The following is an 18,027-nucleotide window of genomic DNA, read 5'->3' as shown; positions in this document are numbered from 1 at the left end:
GGGTCAGAAGCGACGTGTGTCGACCAGGACGCGTTCGAGCGTCCCGAACTCCTCGATGCACCGTCCCGAACCGCGCACGACCGCACGCAGCGGGTCGTCGGCGACCCGCACCGGCACGCCCAGCTCGTGGCGCAGCCGCTCGTCGAGCCCGGGCAGCAACGCGCCTCCGCCGGTGAGGGTGACCCCGCGGTCGAGGACGTCGCCGGCGAGCTCGGGCGGGCAGACGTCGAGCGTCGCCCGCACCAGCTCGACGATCTGCAGCAGGGGCGCCTCGATGGCGCGGCGGACCTCGGGGCTGGAGATCGTCACGGTCTTGGGCAGGCCGGTGACCAGGTCGCGGCCTCGGACCCGGGTGCTGGTCTCCTCGCGCAGCGGGAACGCCGAACCCGCCGCGATCTTGATGTCCTCGGCGCTGCGCTCTCCCAGCAGCAGCGAGTACTCGCTCTTCACGTGGGCGATGATCGCCTCGTCGAGCTCGTCTCCCCCGACGCGAAGCGACCGGGACGTGACGATGCCGCCGAGGCTGATCACGGCGACATCGGTCGTCCCGCCGCCGATGTCGACGACCATCGAGGCCGCGGTGTCGTTGACCGGAAGGTCGGCGCCGATCGCGGCAGCCATCGGCTCCTCGATGACGTAGACCCGGCGGGCCCCGGCCCGGACGGCGGCGTCCTCGAGGGCGCGTCGCTCGACCCCGGTCACCTCGCTCGGGACGCAGACGACCATCCGCGGACGGAACAGCCGCGACGGACGGACCTGGTCGACGAAGTAGCGCAGCATGCGCTCGGTGATGTCGGCGTCCGAGATCACGCCGTCGGCGAGCGGCCGCACGGCGCGCACGTGGCCGGGGGTGCGGCCGAGCATCTCCTTGGCCCGCGTGCCGGCGGCCAGCAACGTGGAGGTGCCCGCCTCGATCGCGACCACCGAGGGCTCGTCCAGGACGACCCCGCGACCGCGTTCGTAGACGAGGGTGTTGGCGGTTCCGAGGTCGATGGCGAGGTCCCTGCCCCAGCCCGTCCAGGCCCTCGACCCGCCACCCGTGCCACTCACGAGCGCGATGCTACGCGTGGCGTTCCGACCCACCCGGCAGCCGCGCCGGGCGGGTCAGGTCGGGTATGGCGCCCGGGTCAGGCGACCAGCTCGGCCTCCACCGCGCGGGGCGCGAGGACCGGGGCCTTGAGGGTGGCACGCAGGCGCCAGGCGCCGAACACGGCCAGCAGGCTGATCGCGATGTGCAGGCCGATGAACAGGCTGCCCATCCCGGCGCCCAGGATGACCCCGGCCACCAGCGGGCCGACCGCCGAGAACCCGGTCTGCAGGGCCGTGAACATCCCCAGCGTGGTGCCGACCAGGCCCGACGGGGCGAGGCTGGCGGTGAGCGGGTTGAGCACGGGGGCGTACATCGTCTCGCCGACGGCGAAGATGCCGAACGTGGTCACGAACAGGACCGCCGCGAGCTCCGGGGCCAGTGACGCGGCAGCGAGCACCAGCCAGGAGATGGTCCAGATCAGGCCGACCCCCATGAGCAGGGTGGCGCCGCTGCGCTTCGCCGTGAGGCGGACGACGAGCATCTGCAGGGCGATGATGACGACGCAGTTGACCGCCGCCGCGAGGCCGATGGTGGTCTCGTCGACGTGCAGGACGGTGAGCGCGTAGGCGGGCAGTCCGGACTCGAACTGCGCGTAGAAGCCCAGCGCCAGCGTGACCGTGATGAGGGCGGTCCACCGCAGCGCGGGGATGGCCCAGATGGCTCGCAGTGCCTCGCGCGGGCCGGCCGACCGGACGGGCTCGGGGGCCCCGGAGGCGTCGGTCGCGTCCGCGGTCGCTCCCGGTGCGGTGCCCCAGCGCGGCATACCGGCGACGAGGAGCAGGGCGGCGGAGGCCAGGAACCCGACGGCGGCGGTGGCGAAGGCCGGCCACATGCCGTCGGTGCGGTCCAGGTCGACGACGTAGCCGGCGGCGAACGCGCCGACGGCCATGCCCAGGGCCTGTCCGGTGAACTGCCAGGCGAAGACGCGTCGGCGGTCGTGGCCACCGACCCAGCGCAGCACGAGGACGGACTGGGCGGGGTTGGCGGCAGTGATGCCGAGGCCGAAGACGAACATGCCGACGAGGAAGGTGACCGGGCCGTCGGCCCAGATCAGGGACGCGGCACCCGCGGCGGCGATGACCTTGGCACCGACGGCGACCAGCACCGGGGAGACGCGGTCGGCGAGGCGACCGCCGACGGGGGCGGCCAGCAGCGCGCCGACCGAGAACAGGCTCGACGCCGCGGCAGCCAGCAGCGCACCCCAGCCACGCGTGGTGGCGGCGTAGGCGTACTGGTAGGGCAGGACGGTGCCCCAGCCGAGCATGGCGATGGCGGAGGCGAGGATCAGGAGCTTGGCGCGCATGGTGTCTTCAACAGTTCTTCGACGTAGAATATTTCGATATCGAAATCTTAGCATCCGAAGAACGCCGTGCGAGGATGACCCCATGGCAGCGAGGAAGAAGGCCGGACGCACCGTCCAGGAGCAGTACCGGGAGGCGGTCGCCAGCTACGTCGCCGCGGGTGGCGACGAGTCGGTGCAGCGCGTCATCACGGCGGTGAACTCGCTCAGCCGCAAGCTCGACCAGTGGTACACCCGGCAGCTCGCCGACCTCGACCTGTCGCACGGCGAGTGGTCGGTCGTCGCTGTCCTCGCGACGTCCGAGGGACGGCCGGTCACGCCGTCGCAGCTGGCCGACGCGAGCAACGTCGCGGCCTCGTCGATGACGCACCGGCTCGACAAGATGACCGAGCGCGGGCTGGTCCGTCGCTCCCCCGACCCCGAGAACCGCACGCGGGTGCTCGTCGAGCTGACCACCCAGGGCTGGGAGCTGTTCGAGGCCGCGGTGCGCGAGGCCAACGTCGTCGAGTCGGACGTGCTGGCGGGCCTCAAGCGCGAGGAGCGCGACCGGCTGGCCGCGCTCCTCGAGGTGGTGATCAGCGGGCTCGACGAGATCGAGACCGCCTAGGTCGGTCGTGTCGCCGGCCGGACCGGCACACGGGTGGTCAGATCAGAGGTGCGGGAACCAGATCGCGATCTCGCGGGCGGCCGACTCCGGGGAGTCCGAGCCGTGCACGATGTTCTCCTGGACCTTCTTGCCCCAGTCGCGGCCGAGGTCGCCGCGGATGGTGCCGGGCAGCGCAGCGGTCGGGTCGGTGGCACCGGCAAGGGCGCGGAAGCCCTCGATGCAGCGGTGGCCCTCGATGACGATCGCGGTCACCTGGCCGCTCGACATGAACTCCACGAGCGGCTCGTAGAAGGGCTTGCCCTCGTGCTCGGCGTAGTGCTCGGCGAGCTGCTCGCGGGTGGGGGTCGTCACCGCGAGCGCGGCGAGGGTGTAGCCCTTCGCCTCGATGCGGCGCAGGACCTCGCCGGAGAGGCCGCGGGCGAAACCGTCGGGCTTGACCAGGACCAGGGAACGTTCGATCTGCGTCGTCACGCCCGCCAGCCTACCCAGCCTGCGGTGGCACTACCGTCGCGGTGTGCGAGCGACCGACGGGGCCACCAGGACGATCCCGTATGCAGCGTGGCTGGCGCAGCCGGGCTACCTCGCCGCCGAGGTGCTGCTCGCCCTGTTCGCCGGCGTCGGCTACTCCCTCGCCGACGACACGATCAGCGCCCTCGGCGCGACCTGCGACTCCCCCGACGCGACCGGCTGCTCGTCGGCCGCGTGGGCTATGAACCTCGTGTTCATCGGGTTCGGCCTCCTCCAGGCGGTCGGTGCCATCCCGCTGCTGCGCGGGGCGAGCGCGCGCGAACGGGTCGTCGGCGGCCTCTGGATCCTCGCAGGGGTGTTCTCGGTCGGCGTCGGGCTGGCCCCGGTCGACGTGCACCCGACCCTGCACGCCCTGGTGGCCCTGCCGGTCTTCGTGGCACAGCCGCTGGCCCTGCTCCTGCACGCCCGCTGGCTCACGACCGGTCGGGTCCGCGTGGCCGGCACGGTCCTGGGGGTGGCCGCCCTGGTGGGGGCCGTGTCCTTCGGTGCACTGCTGGGGGCGGATGCGGGGTCCGGCGCGGCGGAACGGCTGGCCATCTGGCCGGCCAAGCTCTGGCTCCCGCTCGCCGCCCTCACCCTGGGTCGCGTCGGCGGCCGCAGCCGCTAGGTCGAGGCAGTTTCGTGCTGGCGACGCGCCTGCTCCTGCTCGACGCGGTGGCAGACCACCAGCGAGCCGACCCACAGCAGCAGGAAGATGAAGCCCACGATGAGCATCGCGGGCACGACGAAGGCCGCGGCGAAGGTCGCCACCTGGATGAGCCAGCCGACGGTGACGCCGTAGGGGCGGCGCATCATCCCGGCGGCCACGAAGCAGAGGAGGGCCAGACCGGTGCCCACCCAGAGCCAGGTGGAGCCGGCGTCGTCACCATCGGCCAGCGCGATGCCGCGGGCGACGAGGGCCCCGAGGAACACGACGATGCCCTGGCCGGCCAGCACCGTCGCCAGCATCCGCCAGGTGAACTTGCCCAGCGCGCCGTAGAGGACGATCCCCTTCACCGGCGGTTCCTCCCGTTGTCGCGGAACTTGGTCAGCAGCCAGAACGCCACGGCGACCACGGCCACCAGGAGGACCAGCTTGGCGAGGGGGTGCATGGGACGAGCCTAAGGCGTCCCGCACGGGCGTACTGTCAGTGCACGGAGCCACTCAGGCTTCCTAGCGCTGGGAGCACAGCCATGGCCGACAAGTCACCGAGACAGAACCTGGCCAAGAAGGCGAGCAAGTCCATCAAGGAGAAGCGCGCCGAGAAGCACGCCAAGGCGGACGCCAAGACCCACAGCGACGTGGGTTCGATCGGCAAGAAGTAGCCGACCGCCTCGGGGTGGGCGCGCGGCAGCTCCCACCCCGAGCCGCTCGACCCGAGGATCCGGCTCAGACGTCGGTCGTGCCGACGAGCATCCGGACCTCGGCCGCCGTCGTCACCGAACCGGTGGCCACGACGCCTCCGCTCATGCCGCCCTCGTCCGCGAGTCCCGCGGCCACGTCGAGCGCGTCCGGCAGGTCCTGGACGACGGTGACGCGGTCCTCGCCGAAGATGTCGACCGCCAGCTCACCGAGGTCGTCCGGCCGCATCGCCCGCGGCGACGTGGTCCGCGAGACGACGACGTGGTCGAGGACGGGTTCGAGCGCCTCGAGCATCTCCGTGGCGTCCTTGTCCTTGAGGATCGCGATGACGCCGACGACCTTGGCGAAGGTGAACGAGTCCTCGAGCGCCTGCCGCAGGGCCAGCGCGCCCGCCGGGTTGTGCGCCGAGTCGACGATGACCGTGGGCGACCTGCGGACGATCTCCAGGCGACCCGGCGAGGCGGCCCGGGCCAACCCGGCGCGCACGACGTCGGGCTCGAGCCGCTGCTCGCCGCCACCGAGGAACGCCTCGACCGCGACGAGCGCGAGGGTGGCGTTGTGCGCCTGGTGGGCACCGTGCAGCGGGAGGAAGAGGTCCTCGTAGTCGCCCCCCAGACCACGGATCGAGATCTGCTGGCCGCCGACGGCGACCTCACGCGTCAGGAGCCCGAAGTCGTTGCCCTCGAACGTCATCCGTGCCCCGACCTCCTCACCGCGCTCGATGAGGACCTGCGCGACGTCGGGCTCCTGCGTCCCGATGACGGCGACCGCGTCGGCCTTGATGATCCCCGACTTCTCGGTGGCGATGTCGACGACGTCGTTGCCCAGGAAGTGCTGGTGGTCGAGCGAGATCGGCGTGACCACGGCCACCGCGCCGTCGGCGACGTTCGTCGCGTCCCAGCTCCCGCCGAGGCCGACCTCGACGATGGCGACGTCCACGGGCGCGTCGGCGAACGCGGCATACGCGATCGCGACGAGCACCTCGAAGTAGGTCATCCGCGGGCCACCCTCGCCGACCGACTTCACGTCCACCATCTCGATGAAGGGGATGACGTCGTCGTAGGCGGCGAGGAACTTCTCGCGGCTGATCGGTTCGCCCGCCAGGGCGATCCGCTCGCGGACGCTGTGCAGGTGCGGCGAGGTGAACCGACCCGTCCGCAGCCCCATCTCGGTCAGCAGCGTGTCGATGACGCGGGTCGTCGAGGTCTTGCCGTTGGTGCCGGTGAGGTGGATGACGGGGTAGCTGCGCTGCGGGTCGCCGAGCAGCTCCATGACCGCGGCGATGCGGTCGAGGCTGGGCTGGAGGTCGTGCTCGGGGGCGCGGGCGAGGATCGCGTCCTCCACCTCGCGCATCCGCCGCACGAGCTCGAGGTTGCGCGCGGCCTCGCGCTGGGCTGAGTCGGGTGCAGGCATGCCCCCATCATCGCGCACCCGCACGTGCTCGATGATCACGCCCCACGCCCCGGTCCTCGAGCGATCCGACGGGTCCTGGTCCGCCGGATCGCTCGAGGACCCCGGTATGGCGCGTGCGTCAGGACAGCTTCATCACCTTGATGCGGATGGGCTCGCCGTCGCCGACCGTCGCCTGGGCGACGTCGGCCCGCTCGGGCAGGGCCTCGAGCTGGGGTGCGCTCCCGAACTGCGTGGCCAGGGTCTCCTCGACGATGAGCGCCTGGTGGGTGACCGTGGCCTCCCACACCGCCTGGCTGCCGGTGACCGTCAGCGAGATCCGGTCACCGACCTCGAGGCCGGCGTCACGGCGGGCCTGCTGGACCGCGCGGACGACGTCGCGGGCCAGGCCCTCGGCGGCGAGCTCCGGGGTGACGTCGGTGTCGAGGACGACGAACCCGCCACCAGGAAGCATGGCCGTGGCCTGCGAGTGGCCCTGGGCCCCGGCGTCGACCACGGTCTCGAGGGTGTACTCCCCCTCGACCAGGGCCAGACCACCGGACGTCACGGTGCCGTCCTCGGCCACCGACCAGTCGCCGGACTTGCTGCCCTTGATCGCCAGCTGCACGTCGCGACCCAGCCGCGGACCTGCCGCGCGGGCGTTGACGGTGAGGCGCTGGGTGATCCCGAAGTCGGACTGGCTCGCCTCGCCGATGTCACGCAGGGTGACCGTGCGGACGTTGACCTCGTCGGCCACGATGGCTCCGAAGTCCTCGAGCGCCGACGCGTCCGGCACGACCACCGTGAGGTCCTGCAGCGGCAGCCGCACCCGCAGGCCGCTGGCCTTGCGCAGCGACGACGCCACGGAGCAGACCTCGCGCGCACGGTCCATGCCCGCGACGAGCGCCGCGTCGTGCGGCAGGTCGGTCGCGTCCGGCCAGTCGGTGAGGTGCACCGAGCGCCCCCCGGTCAGGCCGCGCCAGATCTCCTCCGTCGTCAGGGGCAGCAGGGGCGCCGCCACCCGGCAGACGACCTCGAGCGCCGTGTAGAGCGTATCGAAGGCCTGCTCGGTCTGGCTGCCGTCCTGGCCGGCGCCGGTGTCCCAGAACCGCTCGCGCGAGCGACGGACGTACCAGTTGGTCAGCACGTCGAGGAAGCCCCGCGTCGTCTCGCACGCGTTGGCTACCTCGTACCGGTCGAGCTGGTCCTGCATCGTCTGCACGTACTGCCCGAGCTTGGCCAGCAGGTAGCGGTCGAGCGGGTCCGTCGATGCGGTCGACCACTTCGCCTCATACCCGTGGTCGCTGTCGGGACCCGAGCGGAAGGCGTTGGCGTACAACGAGAAGAAGTACCAGGTGTTCCACAGCGGGATGAGCACCTGGCGGACGCCGTCGCGGATCCCCTGCTCGGTGACGACGAGGTTGCCGCCGCGCAGGATCGGGCTGCTCATGAGGAACCAGCGCATGGCGTCGGCACCGTCACGGTTGAAGACCTCGCGCACATCGGGGTAGTTGCGCAGCGACTTGGACATCTTCTGCCCGTCCGAGCCCAGGACGATCCCGTGGCTGACGCAGGACGAGAACGCCGGCCGGTCGAACAGCGCCGTCGCCAGGACGTGGAGGGTGTAGAACCAGCCACGCGTCTGCCCGATGTACTCGACGATGAAGTCACCCGGGAAGTGGTGGTCGAACCACTGCTCGTTCTCGAACGGGTAGTGCACCTGCGCGAACGACATCGAGCCGGAGTCGAACCACACGTCCAGGACGTCCTCGACGCGACGCATGGTCGACCGCCCCGTCGGGTCGTCGGGGTTGGGCCGGGTCAGGTCGTCGATGAAGGGCCGGTGCAGGTCCTTGACCTCGACACCGAAGTCGGCCTCGAGCTCGGCGAACGACCCGTAGACGTCGAGGCGCGGGTACTCCGGGTTGTCGGACTTCCAGACCGGGATCGGGCTGCCCCAGAAGCGGTTCCGCGAGATCGACCAGTCCCGGGCGTTCTCCAGCCACTTGCCGAACTGGCCGTGCTTGATGTGCTCCGGCGTCCAGTCGATCTGCTGGTTGAGCTCGAGCATCCGCGCCTTGATCTTGGTGACCTCGACGAACCAGCTCGACACAGCCATGTAGATCAGCGGCTGGCGGCAGCGCCAGCAGTGCGGGTAGGAGTGGTCGTACGTCTCGCGGCGCAGCAGCACCGTGCCCTCGGTGACCGCGCCGGTCTCGCCCTCACCGCGGGTGCGGTTCTTGAGGTGCTCGATGACCATCGGGTTGGCGTCGAAGACCTGGACGCCCTCGTAGTCGGTGACCGGGTAGGTGAAGCAGCCGTCGGGACCGACGGGGATGACCGGCTCGATCCCGGCCGCGTCGGTGACGATCTTGTCCTCCTCACCGAAGGCGCCTGCGGTGTGGACGAGCCCGGTGCCGTCCTCGGTGGTGACGAAGTCCGCCGGAAAGACGCGATGCGCCTTGTCGTGGCCCAGGTAGTAGTCGAACGGCGGCGTGAAGGAGCGCCCGACGAGGTCGCTGCCCTTGAGCCGCTCCACGATGCGCGACGCCGGGTCCTGCTCGTCCGCGCCGAACAGGTCCTTGGCGTAGGCCGCGAGGCGCGCCTCGCCGATGACGTAGCGCTGGGTCGTGCCGGTCACGTCGGACTCGACGACGACGTAGTCGATGTCGGGCCCGACCATGATGCCGAGGTTGGCCGGGAGGGTCCACGGCGTCGTCGTCCAGACCAGCGCCAGCTCGCCGGTCTCCAGGCGCAGCCCGACGGTGACGGCCGGGTCCTGGCGGTTCTGGTAGACGTCGTCGTCCATGCGCAGCTCGTGGTTGGACAGCGGCGTCTGGTCGTTCCAGCAGTAGGGCAGCACGCGGAAGCCCTCGTAGACCAGGCCCTTGTCGTGCAGCTGCTTGAACGCCCAGATGACCGACTCCATGTAGTCGGGCTCGAGCGTCTTGTAGTCGTTGTCGAAGTCGACCCACCGGGCCTGGCGCGTGACGTACTCCCGCCAGTCGTCGGTGTACTTCAGGACCGACTCGCGGCACTTGGCGTTGAACTTCTCGATGCCCAGCTCGAGGATCTCGTCCTTGGTCTTGATGCCGAGCTGGCTCATCGCCTCGAGCTCGGCGGGCAGGCCGTGCGTGTCCCAGCCGAACCGCCGCTCGACCCGGCGCCCCCGCATCGTCTGGTAGCGCGGGATGAGGTCCTTGACGTAGCCGGTCAGCAGGTGGCCGTAGTGCGGCAGGCCGTTGGCGAAGGGCGGGCCGTCGTAGAAGACGAACTCGTTGTCGCCGTCCTGGCCGGCGGAGCGGTTCTCGACCGAGGCGATGAAGGTGCCGTCCTCGTCCCAGTACCTGAGGATGCGCTCCTCGATCTCCGGGAACCGGGGAGAGGCGGGCACCCCCTGGGGCGAACCGGTGGTGGTCACGGCGTCGTCGGGGGCTGCGCTGGAGACCTTGGGATAGGCCATGGTGTCGGCGGTCCTTCGTCATCGTTCGTGCGTGTCGCACGAGGACGACGACGCCGGGCTGTCCCGGCGGCACCGCGGTACCACCTCGCTTGCCGTATGCCGGGTGGTGACCACACGGCATACGACCGCTCTTGCTCCAGGCGCTGACGGGCCCATCCGTCCGGGTCTAATGGGGGCCGCCCACCGGGGTGGCCCTGTTCTTCCGGAGGCTCACCGGTGATGGCCGGGTCGACGCCTGTCCACCCAGTCTAGCGGGCCGTGGCCCACGGCTCGTCCGGGTTTCCGGCCGCCCCCGCTCCCGGGTGTAGAGTCGGGCCGTCGCCCTCGGGTGACACCACGACGCGCCACAGGGGAAGCCGGTCCAAGTCCGGCGCTGACCCGCAACCGTAGGCCCCCCGCGAGGGTGGCGAGCCGGAATGCCTGGAACGCGAAGCGGCTCCAAATCCGTCGAGGTACGCGGGGTGGAGCCCGGACACCCACCAGGTCCGAGGCCACCCCCTGTTTTGTCGTGAGAGCGACGAACGGGGGTTTTGTCTTTCCACCCGGGTGCACCGGTGCCACCGTCGCGACACCGCTCGCACTGAGAGGCACCATGCACCACTCCATCCGCAGCGCCCGTCCGGCTGCCGCACTCGCCCTGGCGGTCGCCGCCACGCTCGTGACGCCGGGTCTTGCGTCGGCGAGCACCACCACGCCCACGACCGGTTCCGTCACGAGCACCACCGCTCCCGCCACGACGACCGCGCCGACCACGTCCACCACGTCGACCGGCTCCTCGACCTCGTCCACCGGGACCGGTTCGACCACCTCGGCTCCGTCCACGGCGACGGCCCCCACCACGACGCAGCCCGCCCCCTCCACGACGGCGTCGGCGCCCACCACGGCTCCGTCCACCTCGTCCACGACGTCCGGGCCGGCCACCGGCGGCCTCGTGCGCGGCGGCGACGCGGCGCGCTACGGCCTCGCGGCCCCCTCGGCCCTGCCCGCCACCTCGACCGACCCGACGCTGGTCGGTGCCGGCTTCCTCGAGCGCGAGCTCGCCGCCGGTGGTCACCACCTGTCCGTGAGCTTCGACGGGGTCGACTACGCCGACTACGGCGTCACCCTCGACGCGGTGCTCGCCCTCGACGCCGCGGGCGCGGGTCAGACCGAGGCCGCCGCGGCGACGAAGTTCGTCGCCGACAACATCGGCCAGTACATCGGGACCGACTTCGGCCCGACCGAGCTGTACGCCGGCGCCACGGCCAAGTCCCTGCTCGTCGCCGTGGCCCAGGGCGTCGACCCCACCGCGTTCGGCGGCGTCGACCTCGTCTCCACGCTGGAGGGCCTGGAGACCCCCAGCGGCCGGTTCTCCGACCACTCGGCCGGTGGCGCCGACTACTCCAACCTGATCGGCCAGTCGCTGGCGGTCATGTCGCTGCGCCGGGCCGGGGAGACGACCTCGCCCGCGTCCGTCACGATCATCCGCGACAACCAGTGCAGCGACGGCGGCTTCAGCCTCAGCTTCGGCGCGACGCCGTGCGTGAGCGACCCCGACGTCACCGCCTTCGCCGTGCAGGCCCTCCTCGCGGTGGGCGGTGCCGGTGACGCCGACGCCGGGAAGGGTCTGGACTACCTCGCGGGCATCCAGGGCACCGATGGCGGTGTCGGTGGCGCCGGCCCGACGGCAGCACACAACGCGAACTCGACCGGCCTCGCCGGTCAGGCCTTCCTCGCGGGCGGGCGCACCGCCCAGGCGCGCGCCGCCCAGGGCTACCTGCGCGCTCTGCAGTACGGCTGCGACCTCCCCGCCGCGTTCCGTGGCGGCATCGCCTACGACCGGGCTGCCATGACGGCCGCCGCGGCCAAGGGCGCGACCGTGCAGGACCAGGACCGCCGGGCGACCAGCCAGGCCCTCCTCGCCCTCGCCGGCACCCCGCTGTATGCCGTGTCCGGCACCGGCGCGGACGCCACCGCGCCCGACCTCACCTGCGCGGCACCCACCACGTCCACGACGACGAGCCCGACGAGCACCACGTCGACGACCTCGTCCGGCACGTCCTCGGCCACCTCCAGCTCCACCGACGCCGGCAGTGGTTCGGCGACGGCCGGGTCGGGCGGCGGTTCCGGCGGCGGCTCCGGCGACCCCGCCTCGGCCACGCCCGGTTCGCTGGCGTTCACCGGTGCGGACGTCAGCGCCTTCGTGATCGCCGGCCTGCTGCTGCTCCTCCTGGGTGCAGGCGCCCTGGTCCTGGCTCGTCGCAAGGGCGTCCACGCCTGATGCGCCTCGTTCCCCGCCCGAGCACCCGCCCGATCACCCGTCGTGTCGGCCGCCTCGTCGCGGCCGCCGCCCTCGTCGCCGTCGGCGGCCTCACCCTGCCGGGTGGGGCCGCCCAGGCGGCGGCCTGCTCGGGCACCACCGGGGTCACCGTCGTCATCGACTATGGCGCCAGCACCACCACCTCGTGCGTCTCCGGTGACCCCACCTCGGCCATGAGCGCGCTCAAGGCGGTGGCCACCGTGGTGTCGCCGCAGCGCTACCCGGGGACGGTCGTCTGCCGGATCAACGGGACGCCCGCCAAGGACCCGTGCATCCAGATGCCGCCGGCCAGCGCCTACTGGGCGTTCTTCCACGCTCCGCGCGGCGGCGCGTGGACCTACAGCCAGTCCGGCGTGGCCAGCTACGACCCGGCCCCGGGGACGGTCATCGGGTTCGCGTTCGGCTCCGGCGGACAGCCCAGCTCGGCGCCACCAGCCAGGACGAGCACCCCGAAGCCCAGCTCGTCCTCGACGCCCACGCCCACGCCGAAGCCGTCCAGCACCCCGCGGACGAGCTCCTCCACCCCGGCGCACAGCAGCTCGACCCCCGGCGGCACCTCGTCGAGGGGTACGTCGGCGAAGGGCACGAGCACTGGCAAGGCGACGGCCGGCACGACGCCGTCGGCCGGCCGCACCACGCCGTCCGCCACGACCCCGGGCCACAGCGCCACCACCTCGGGCACCACCTCGGGCACCGCATCGGCCCCTGCTGCGCCCACCTCGGCGACCACGTCCGGGACAGCGGCGGCATCGGGCACCGGCACGGACCCGGGGCCCAGCGCCCTCGCCTCGGGCACGACCCCCGACCAGGGGTCGTCGACCACGCTCTTCGCGGGGATCGGGCTCGTCGGCGTGGTCGGTGCCGCCGCGGCATACCTCACGCACCGCCGCCGCTCGCACGGCTGATCGATGCCCGCTCCACGACCGGTCCGTCGCCCGCTCCCCCGCCACCTGCACCCGGTGGCGTGGTGGGTGTGGGCGATCGGGCTGGCCGTGGCGTGCTCGCGCACGACCAACCCGCTCCTGCTCCTGCTCGCGGTGAGCGTCGCGGCCCTGGTCGTGGCGGCGCGGCGGGGCAGCTCGCCGTGGGCGCGGGCGTTCCGGCTGTACCTCGTCCTGGGCGCCTCGATCGTGGTCCTGCGCGTGCTGCTGCACCTGCTGGTGGGGTTCAAGTTCGGGCAGACCCGGCTGTACACCCTGCCGAGCATCGACCTGCCCGGCATCACGATCCTCGGACCGGTCTACCTCGAGGGGGTCCTCGCGGCCGCGGTCGAGGGTCTGCGCCTCGCGTCCCTCATCGCCTGCATCGGCGCGGCGAACGCCCTGGCCAACCCCAAGCGGCTGCTGCGGGCCATGCCCAGCGCCCTGCACGAGATCGGCACGGCCGTCGTCATCTCGGTCACCGTCGCCCCCCAGCTCGCCGAGAGCGTGCAGCGGGTCCGGCGGGCGCGTGTCCTGCGGGGCGAGGGCGGGTCGGGGCTGCGGTCCGTCGGGCGGGTGGCGCTGCCGGTCCTGCAGGACACCCTCGACCGGTCGCTCCTGCTCGCCTCGGCGATGGACTCGCGCGGGTACGGCCGGCGACCGGAGCAGTCGCCCCGGGTGCGCCACCTCACCGGCGCCCTGACCCTCACCGGGCTGCTCGGCGCCGCGGTCGGCACCTACGGCGTGCTGGACGCCACCGCCCCCGCCGCGGTCGGGCTCCCGATGCTCGTCGCCGGGCTGCTGCTGTGCGTCGCGGGCCTCCGCGTGGGTGGCCGGGCCGTGCAGCGGACCGCCTACCGCCCCGACCCATGGGCCACCCCCGAGTGGGTCGTCGCCGGATCGGGCGTCGCCGCCGCGGTCCTCGTCGTCGTGGCTGCCCGGGCGGACCCCACCGCGTTCGTCCTGCCCCTGGAACCGCTGGCTCCGCCGGCCCTGCCCCTGCTCGCGGTCGTCGGCCTGCTCCTCGCCGCCGTGCCCGCCTTCGCCGCCCCCGAGCCGCCCCGACGCGGGGGTCGCGCATGAGCGCCCCCGTCGTCGTCCTCGACCGGGTCAGCGTCAGGTATGCCGGGTCGCCCCGGCCCACGCTGCGCGACGCGTCCGTCGTGGTCGAGGAGGGCGAGCTCGCCGTCGTCGTCGGTCGGACCGGCGCCGGGAAGTCGACCCTGCTGGGCGCCGTCAACGGCACCGTCCCCCACTTCACCGGTGGGCACCTCTCCGGACGGGTCACCGTCGCCGGCCTCGACACCCGCACGCACCGTCCGCGCGACCTCGCCGGCGTCGTGGGGGTCGTCAGCCAGGACCCGCTGGCCGGGTTCGTCACCGACACCGTCGAGGAGGAGCTCGCCTACACCCTCGAGCAGCTCGGCGTGGAACCCTCCGCCATGCGCCGGCGGGTCGAGGAGGTGCTGGACGTCCTCGGCATCGCCGACCTGCGCGACGCGCCCCTGCACGACCTGTCCGGCGGGCAGCAGCAGCGCGTCGCGATCGGCTCGGTCCTCACCGCCAACCCCCGGGTCCTCGTCCTCGACGAGCCCACGTCGGCGCTCGACCCCACCGGTGCCGAGGAGGTGCTGGCGACGCTGTCCCGGCTGGTCCACGACCTCGGCCTCACCGTGCTGGTCTCCGAGCACCGGCTCGAGCGGATCGTCGGACTCGCCGACCGCCTGGTGCTGGTGGCCGAGGACGGCACGGTGAGCCACGGCGCACCGTCCGACCTGATGGCGCAGTCGCCGCTGGCACCGCCCGTCGTCCACCTCGGCCGCTGGGCCGGGTGGCAGCCGTTGCCGCTCACCGTGCGCGACGCGCGACGCGCGGCCCGCGACCTGCGGGCGGCCCTCGGTCCTTCGACCGAGCAGGTCGTCGCGGCCCACCACGCCACCGCAGGGGACACCTCCCCCGCGTCCGTCCCGGCTCCCCTGCTCGCGGGGACGGCTGTCGAGGTGCACCACGGCGACCTCGTCGCGGTGGACGGCGTCGACCTGTCCCTGGCCCCGGGCGAGGTCGTCGCCCTGATGGGGCGCAACGGGTCGGGGAAGTCCTCCCTCCTGTGGGCGCTGCACGGCTCGAGGCACCGCCAGGGCGGGGACGTCACCGTGGCCGCCGGTCCCGCCGCCACCACGGGTGCGGCGGCCTCCGCCCCGGGCGCCGGTGGTGCGTCCACCGTCGACCCGGCCCGGGTGTCGCCGCGGGTACGCCGTCGGCACGTGGGGCTCGTGCCGCAGAGCGCCGCCGACCTGCTCTACCTGCCCAGCGTCGACGACGAGTGCCACCAGGCCGACACCGAGGCCGGAGCCGCACCGGGCACGGCCCGTGAGCGCCTCGACCGCCTTGCCCCCGGCATCGACGGAGCCGCGCACCCTCGTGACCTGTCCGAGGGTCAGCGGCTCGCGCTGGTCGTGGCCATCCAGCTGACGGCTGCACCCGCGACCCTGCTGCTGGACGAGCCCACCCGGGGCCTGGACTACCCCGCCAAGGCCGCACTGAGCAGCCTGCTGCGCGACCTGGCCGCTGCCGGCGGCGCCGTGCTCGTGGCGACCCACGACGTCGAGTTCGCAGCCGGCGTCGCTGACCGGGTCGTCGTCCTCGCCCGGGGTCGGGTCGTCGCCGACGGACCCGCCGTCGACGTGCTGTGCGACTCCCCGGCGTTCGCGCCGCAGGTCGCCAAGGTGCTCGCGCCGACCCGGCTGCTCACCGTCGACGACGTGCGCCGCGCCCTCCCGGGGGTCCCGGTCACCGTGGGAGGAGTGCGATGACCATCCAGACCCCCGGCAGCGCTCGACCGTCCCACGAGCACCCCGTCCCGTCCGGGCCCGCGCACCCGGGACGACGCAGTGCCGTGGCGCTGCGGCCACGCTCCACGGCCGCGCTCGCGCTCGTCTCCGTGGCCGGGCTGCTGGCGTTCCTGTGGCCACTGTTCGCCTCGGCCGACTCACGCCTCGGCCAGAACGCCGACGCCCCCCTCGTCTTCGCCCTGCTCCTGCCGCTCCTGCTGGCCGTCGTGCTCTTCGAGATCAGCGAGGGCGGACTCGACGTCAAGGCCGTGGCGATGCTGGGCGTCCTGTCCGCCGTCGGCGCCGCGCTGCGGCCCCTCGGCGCGGGCACCGCGGGCCTCGAGACCGTCTTCTTCCTGCTCGTCCTCGGGGGGCGGGTCTTCGGGCCGGGGTTCGGCTTCGTGCTGGGCTCGACGACCCTGTTCGCCTCGGCCCTCGTGACCGGCGGCGTGGGCCCCTGGCTGCCGTACCAGATGGTCGGGGCGGCCTGGGTCGGCCTCGGTGCCGGCCTGCTCCCCCGCGTGCCCCCACGGTGGGAGCTCGCCCTGCTCGCGGCGTATGGCGCCGTGGCCGGCCTGCTCTACGGGCTGGCCCTCAACTTCTCCTTCTGGCCCTTCGCCACCGGGCTGGGCGGTGACCTCTCCTTCGTCGCGGGTGCCCCCGCCTGGGACAACCTGCACCAGTTCGCCGTCTTCTCCCTCGCGACCTCGGCGTGGTGGGACCTGGGTCGGGCGATCACCAACGTCGTCCTGATCCTCGTCACCGGTCGGGCCGTCCTGGGCACCCTGCGCCGGGCCTCGCGCCGCGCCGCGTTCGACGCCGAGGGCACCTTCGACGCCCCGGTCGCGCCCGGGCCCGAGCCGGGCACGCGGCATACCCTGTCCGGGTGACCCTGCCCGCATCGCTCCTCTCCCGCGCCGTCACCGACCCCGACGTCAAGGCGACCTACGGCATCGACGAGTCCATCGGTGCGCTCGCCCCCGACCGCTTCGAGGTGGTCCGCGCCCGTGACCTCGGGGATGTCGTCGACGTCCTCGCGCACGCGCAGGCGACGGGCACGCCCGTGGTGCCGCAGGGCGCGCGCAGCGGGTTGGCCGGTGGCTCGGTGGCGCTCGACGGGGGGATCGTCCTGAGCCTGGAGGGGCTGACGGCGATCACCGAGCTCGATGCGGTGGAGGGCATCGCCGTGGTGCAGCCCGGCGTCATCAACGCCGACCTCAAGGCGGCGGCCGCGGCCGAGGGCCTCTTCTACCCGCCGGACCCGGCCTCGTCGGCGTTCTGCTCGATCGGTGGCAACGTCGCCACGAACGCCGGCGGGCTGTGCTGCGTGAAGTACGGCGTCACGGCCGACTACGTGCGCGGTCTCGAGGTGGTCCTCGCCGGCGGTGAGGTCATCCGTACCGGCCACCGCACGGCCAAGGGCGTCGCGGGGCTCGACCTGACCGGGTTGTTCGTCGGGTCCGAGGGCACGCTCGGCGTCGTCACCGAGGTCGTCACCAAGCTCGTGCCGGCGCCGGACCCCGCGCTGACCGCGCTGGCGACGTTCGACAGCCTGTCCGCCGCGAGCGACGCCATCGTGGCGTTGCGGCGCGAGCGCCACCGTCCCAGCCTGCTCGAGCTGCTCGACGAACCCACCCTCGCCGCGGTGCAGGCCCTCGCCGACTACGGCTTCCCCACCGGCTGCGCCGCCGTCCTCATCGTCCAGGCCGACCGGCCGGGTCACGCGGGCGAGGACGTGCAGCGGTATGCCGCGCTCCTGGAGGAGGCGGGGGCGACCGAGGTCGCGGTCGCCGACGACGTGCAGGAGAGCGAGGCCCTGCTCGCGGGCCGACGCGCGCTGCACCACGCGCTCGTCGCCAAGGGCACCCACTTCATCGAGGACGTCTGCGTCCCGGTGCGCCGGCTGACCGCGCTCATCACCGCAGGGCACGAGATCTCCGCGCGCACCGGGGTGGAGATCACGATGTCGGGGCACGGGGGCGACGGGAACCTGCACCCGTCGTTCTTCTACGACGCCGACGACGAGGACAGCCGGCACCGGGCGGAGGAGGCGTTCGGCGACCTCGTGAAGGTGGCGCTCGGCATGGGCGGGACCATCACGGGCGAGCACGGCGTCGGGTCGCTCAAGGCGCGGTGGCTCCCCGACGAGGTCGGCGCCGCGTCGATCCAGCGCCAGCGCGCGGTCAAGGCGCTCTTCGACCCGCGCGGCATCCTCAACCCCGGCCGCGTCTACTGGTCCTGAGCCGTCCACGCCCGGGG

Annotated in this window: 15 protein-coding genes; 9 read left to right on the top strand and 6 right to left on the bottom strand. The window is 73.0% G+C overall.

What is annotated here, in order from left to right; genetic code table 11:
* Positions 1-3 precede the first annotated feature (3 nt).
* Positions 4-1,050 carry a rod shape-determining protein MreB gene (gene mreB, locus ACYVKF_RS13835; protein WP_460967135.1) on the bottom strand — a complete coding sequence of 349 codons (1,047 nt, stop codon included), beginning with the start codon at positions 1,048-1,050 and terminating at the stop codon, positions 4-6.
* Between the two features lie 77 nt (positions 1,051-1,127).
* Positions 1,128-2,393, bottom strand: a complete 1,266-nt coding sequence (locus ACYVKF_RS13830) for an MFS transporter (RefSeq protein ID WP_460967133.1) — start codon at positions 2,391-2,393, stop codon at positions 1,128-1,130.
* A gap of 82 nt (positions 2,394-2,475) precedes the next feature.
* On the opposite strand from ACYVKF_RS13830, the gene ACYVKF_RS13825 reads away from it, so the two are divergent.
* Positions 2,476-2,997 carry a MarR family winged helix-turn-helix transcriptional regulator gene (locus ACYVKF_RS13825; RefSeq protein ID WP_056917728.1) on the top strand — a complete coding sequence of 174 codons (522 nt, stop codon included), beginning with the start codon at positions 2,476-2,478 and terminating at the stop codon, positions 2,995-2,997.
* Between the two features lie 42 nt (positions 2,998-3,039).
* On the opposite strand, the gene ndk is transcribed toward ACYVKF_RS13825, so the two are convergent.
* Positions 3,040-3,468: a nucleoside-diphosphate kinase gene (gene ndk, locus ACYVKF_RS13820; protein WP_056917729.1), complete on the bottom strand. Its 429-nt coding sequence runs from the start codon at positions 3,466-3,468 to the stop codon at positions 3,040-3,042.
* Positions 3,469-3,511: 43 nt separating this feature from the next.
* Between ndk and ACYVKF_RS13815 the strand changes: the two genes are divergently transcribed.
* Positions 3,512-4,132: a DUF998 domain-containing protein gene (locus tag ACYVKF_RS13815; RefSeq protein WP_460967130.1), complete on the top strand. Its 621-nt coding sequence runs from the start codon at positions 3,512-3,514 to the stop codon at positions 4,130-4,132.
* Here ACYVKF_RS13815 and ACYVKF_RS13810 read toward each other — a convergent pair.
* A complete protein-coding gene (locus ACYVKF_RS13810) occupies positions 4,129-4,521 on the bottom strand; it encodes a DUF4233 domain-containing protein (protein ID WP_460967129.1) in 393 nt (130 codons plus the stop codon). The genes ACYVKF_RS13815 and ACYVKF_RS13810 overlap by 4 nt on opposite strands.
* A gap of 176 nt (positions 4,522-4,697) precedes the next feature.
* Here ACYVKF_RS13810 and ACYVKF_RS13805 point away from each other — a divergent pair, with 176 nt between their 5' ends.
* Positions 4,698-4,829, top strand: a complete 132-nt coding sequence (locus ACYVKF_RS13805; protein WP_255353307.1) for a hypothetical protein — start codon at positions 4,698-4,700, stop codon at positions 4,827-4,829.
* A 64-nt stretch (positions 4,830-4,893) separates the two neighbouring features.
* Here the strand turns inward: ACYVKF_RS13805 and ACYVKF_RS13800 are convergent, their stop codons facing one another.
* On the bottom strand, positions 4,894-6,279 hold the full coding sequence (locus ACYVKF_RS13800; protein WP_056917893.1) for a bifunctional folylpolyglutamate synthase/dihydrofolate synthase: 1,386 nt from the start codon (positions 6,277-6,279) through the stop codon (positions 4,894-4,896).
* A gap of 118 nt (positions 6,280-6,397) precedes the next feature.
* On the bottom strand, positions 6,398-9,718 hold the full coding sequence (gene ileS, locus ACYVKF_RS13795; protein ID WP_460967127.1) for an isoleucine--tRNA ligase: 3,321 nt from the start codon (positions 9,716-9,718) through the stop codon (positions 6,398-6,400).
* Between the two features lie 592 nt (positions 9,719-10,310).
* On the opposite strand from ileS, the gene ACYVKF_RS13790 reads away from it, so the two are divergent.
* From ACYVKF_RS13790 to ACYVKF_RS13765, 6 genes are read left to right on the top strand one after another with little or no spacing between them, the layout of a single operon-like run.
* A complete protein-coding gene (locus ACYVKF_RS13790; protein WP_460967125.1) occupies positions 10,311-11,978 on the top strand; it encodes a hypothetical protein in 1,668 nt (555 codons plus the stop codon).
* Positions 11,978-12,922, top strand: a complete 945-nt coding sequence (locus ACYVKF_RS13785) for a hypothetical protein (RefSeq protein ID WP_460967123.1) — start codon at positions 11,978-11,980, stop codon at positions 12,920-12,922. The genes ACYVKF_RS13790 and ACYVKF_RS13785 overlap by 1 nt, the downstream gene beginning before the upstream one ends.
* A gap of 3 nt (positions 12,923-12,925) precedes the next feature.
* Positions 12,926-14,020, top strand: coding sequence for an energy-coupling factor transporter transmembrane component T (locus ACYVKF_RS13780; protein WP_460967121.1), 1,095 nt, complete (start codon positions 12,926-12,928; stop codon positions 14,018-14,020).
* Positions 14,017-15,750 (top strand): ABC transporter ATP-binding protein, encoded by a 1,734-nt coding sequence (locus tag ACYVKF_RS13775; protein WP_460967119.1) that lies wholly within the window; start codon positions 14,017-14,019, stop codon positions 15,748-15,750. The genes ACYVKF_RS13780 and ACYVKF_RS13775 overlap by 4 nt, the downstream gene beginning before the upstream one ends.
* Complete coding sequence (locus ACYVKF_RS13770) at positions 15,747-16,658, top strand: ECF transporter S component (RefSeq protein WP_460967117.1); 912 nt, start codon at positions 15,747-15,749, stop codon at positions 16,656-16,658. Before ACYVKF_RS13775 ends, ACYVKF_RS13770 begins: the two co-directional genes overlap by 4 nt.
* On the top strand, positions 16,655-18,010 hold the full coding sequence (locus ACYVKF_RS13765; protein ID WP_460967116.1) for an FAD-binding oxidoreductase: 1,356 nt from the start codon (positions 16,655-16,657) through the stop codon (positions 18,008-18,010). The genes ACYVKF_RS13770 and ACYVKF_RS13765 overlap by 4 nt, the downstream gene beginning before the upstream one ends.
* Positions 18,011-18,027 lie beyond the last annotated feature (17 nt).

Source organism: Pedococcus soli, assembly GCF_054782575.1.
The sequence above is the reverse complement of the archived record's forward strand: the minus strand, read 5'-3'. Positions and strand labels throughout refer to the sequence as shown.

What these genes read in the sequence shown, in the direction of transcription:
- ACYVKF_RS13830 (WP_460967133.1), bottom strand. Translation starts at nt 2,393, where the DNA reads ATGCGCGCCAAGCTCCTGATCCTCGCCTCCGCCATCGCCATGCTCGGC.
- ACYVKF_RS13825 (WP_056917728.1), top strand. Translation starts at nt 2,476, where the DNA reads ATGGCAGCGAGGAAGAAGGCCGGACGCACCGTCCAGGAGCAGTACCGG.
- ACYVKF_RS13805 (WP_255353307.1), top strand. Translation starts at nt 4,698, where the DNA reads ATGGCCGACAAGTCACCGAGACAGAACCTGGCCAAGAAGGCGAGCAAG.
- ACYVKF_RS13800 (WP_056917893.1), bottom strand. Translation starts at nt 6,279, where the DNA reads ATGCCTGCACCCGACTCAGCCCAGCGCGAGGCCGCGCGCAACCTCGAG.
- ileS (WP_460967127.1), bottom strand. Translation starts at nt 9,718, where the DNA reads ATGGCCTATCCCAAGGTCTCCAGCGCAGCCCCCGACGACGCCGTGACC.
- ACYVKF_RS13790 (WP_460967125.1), top strand. Translation starts at nt 10,311, where the DNA reads ATGCACCACTCCATCCGCAGCGCCCGTCCGGCTGCCGCACTCGCCCTG.
- ACYVKF_RS13785 (WP_460967123.1), top strand. Translation starts at nt 11,978, where the DNA reads ATGCGCCTCGTTCCCCGCCCGAGCACCCGCCCGATCACCCGTCGTGTC.
- ACYVKF_RS13780 (WP_460967121.1), top strand. Translation starts at nt 12,926, where the DNA reads ATGCCCGCTCCACGACCGGTCCGTCGCCCGCTCCCCCGCCACCTGCAC.
- ACYVKF_RS13775 (WP_460967119.1), top strand. Translation starts at nt 14,017, where the DNA reads ATGAGCGCCCCCGTCGTCGTCCTCGACCGGGTCAGCGTCAGGTATGCC.
- ACYVKF_RS13770 (WP_460967117.1), top strand. Translation starts at nt 15,747, where the DNA reads ATGACCATCCAGACCCCCGGCAGCGCTCGACCGTCCCACGAGCACCCC.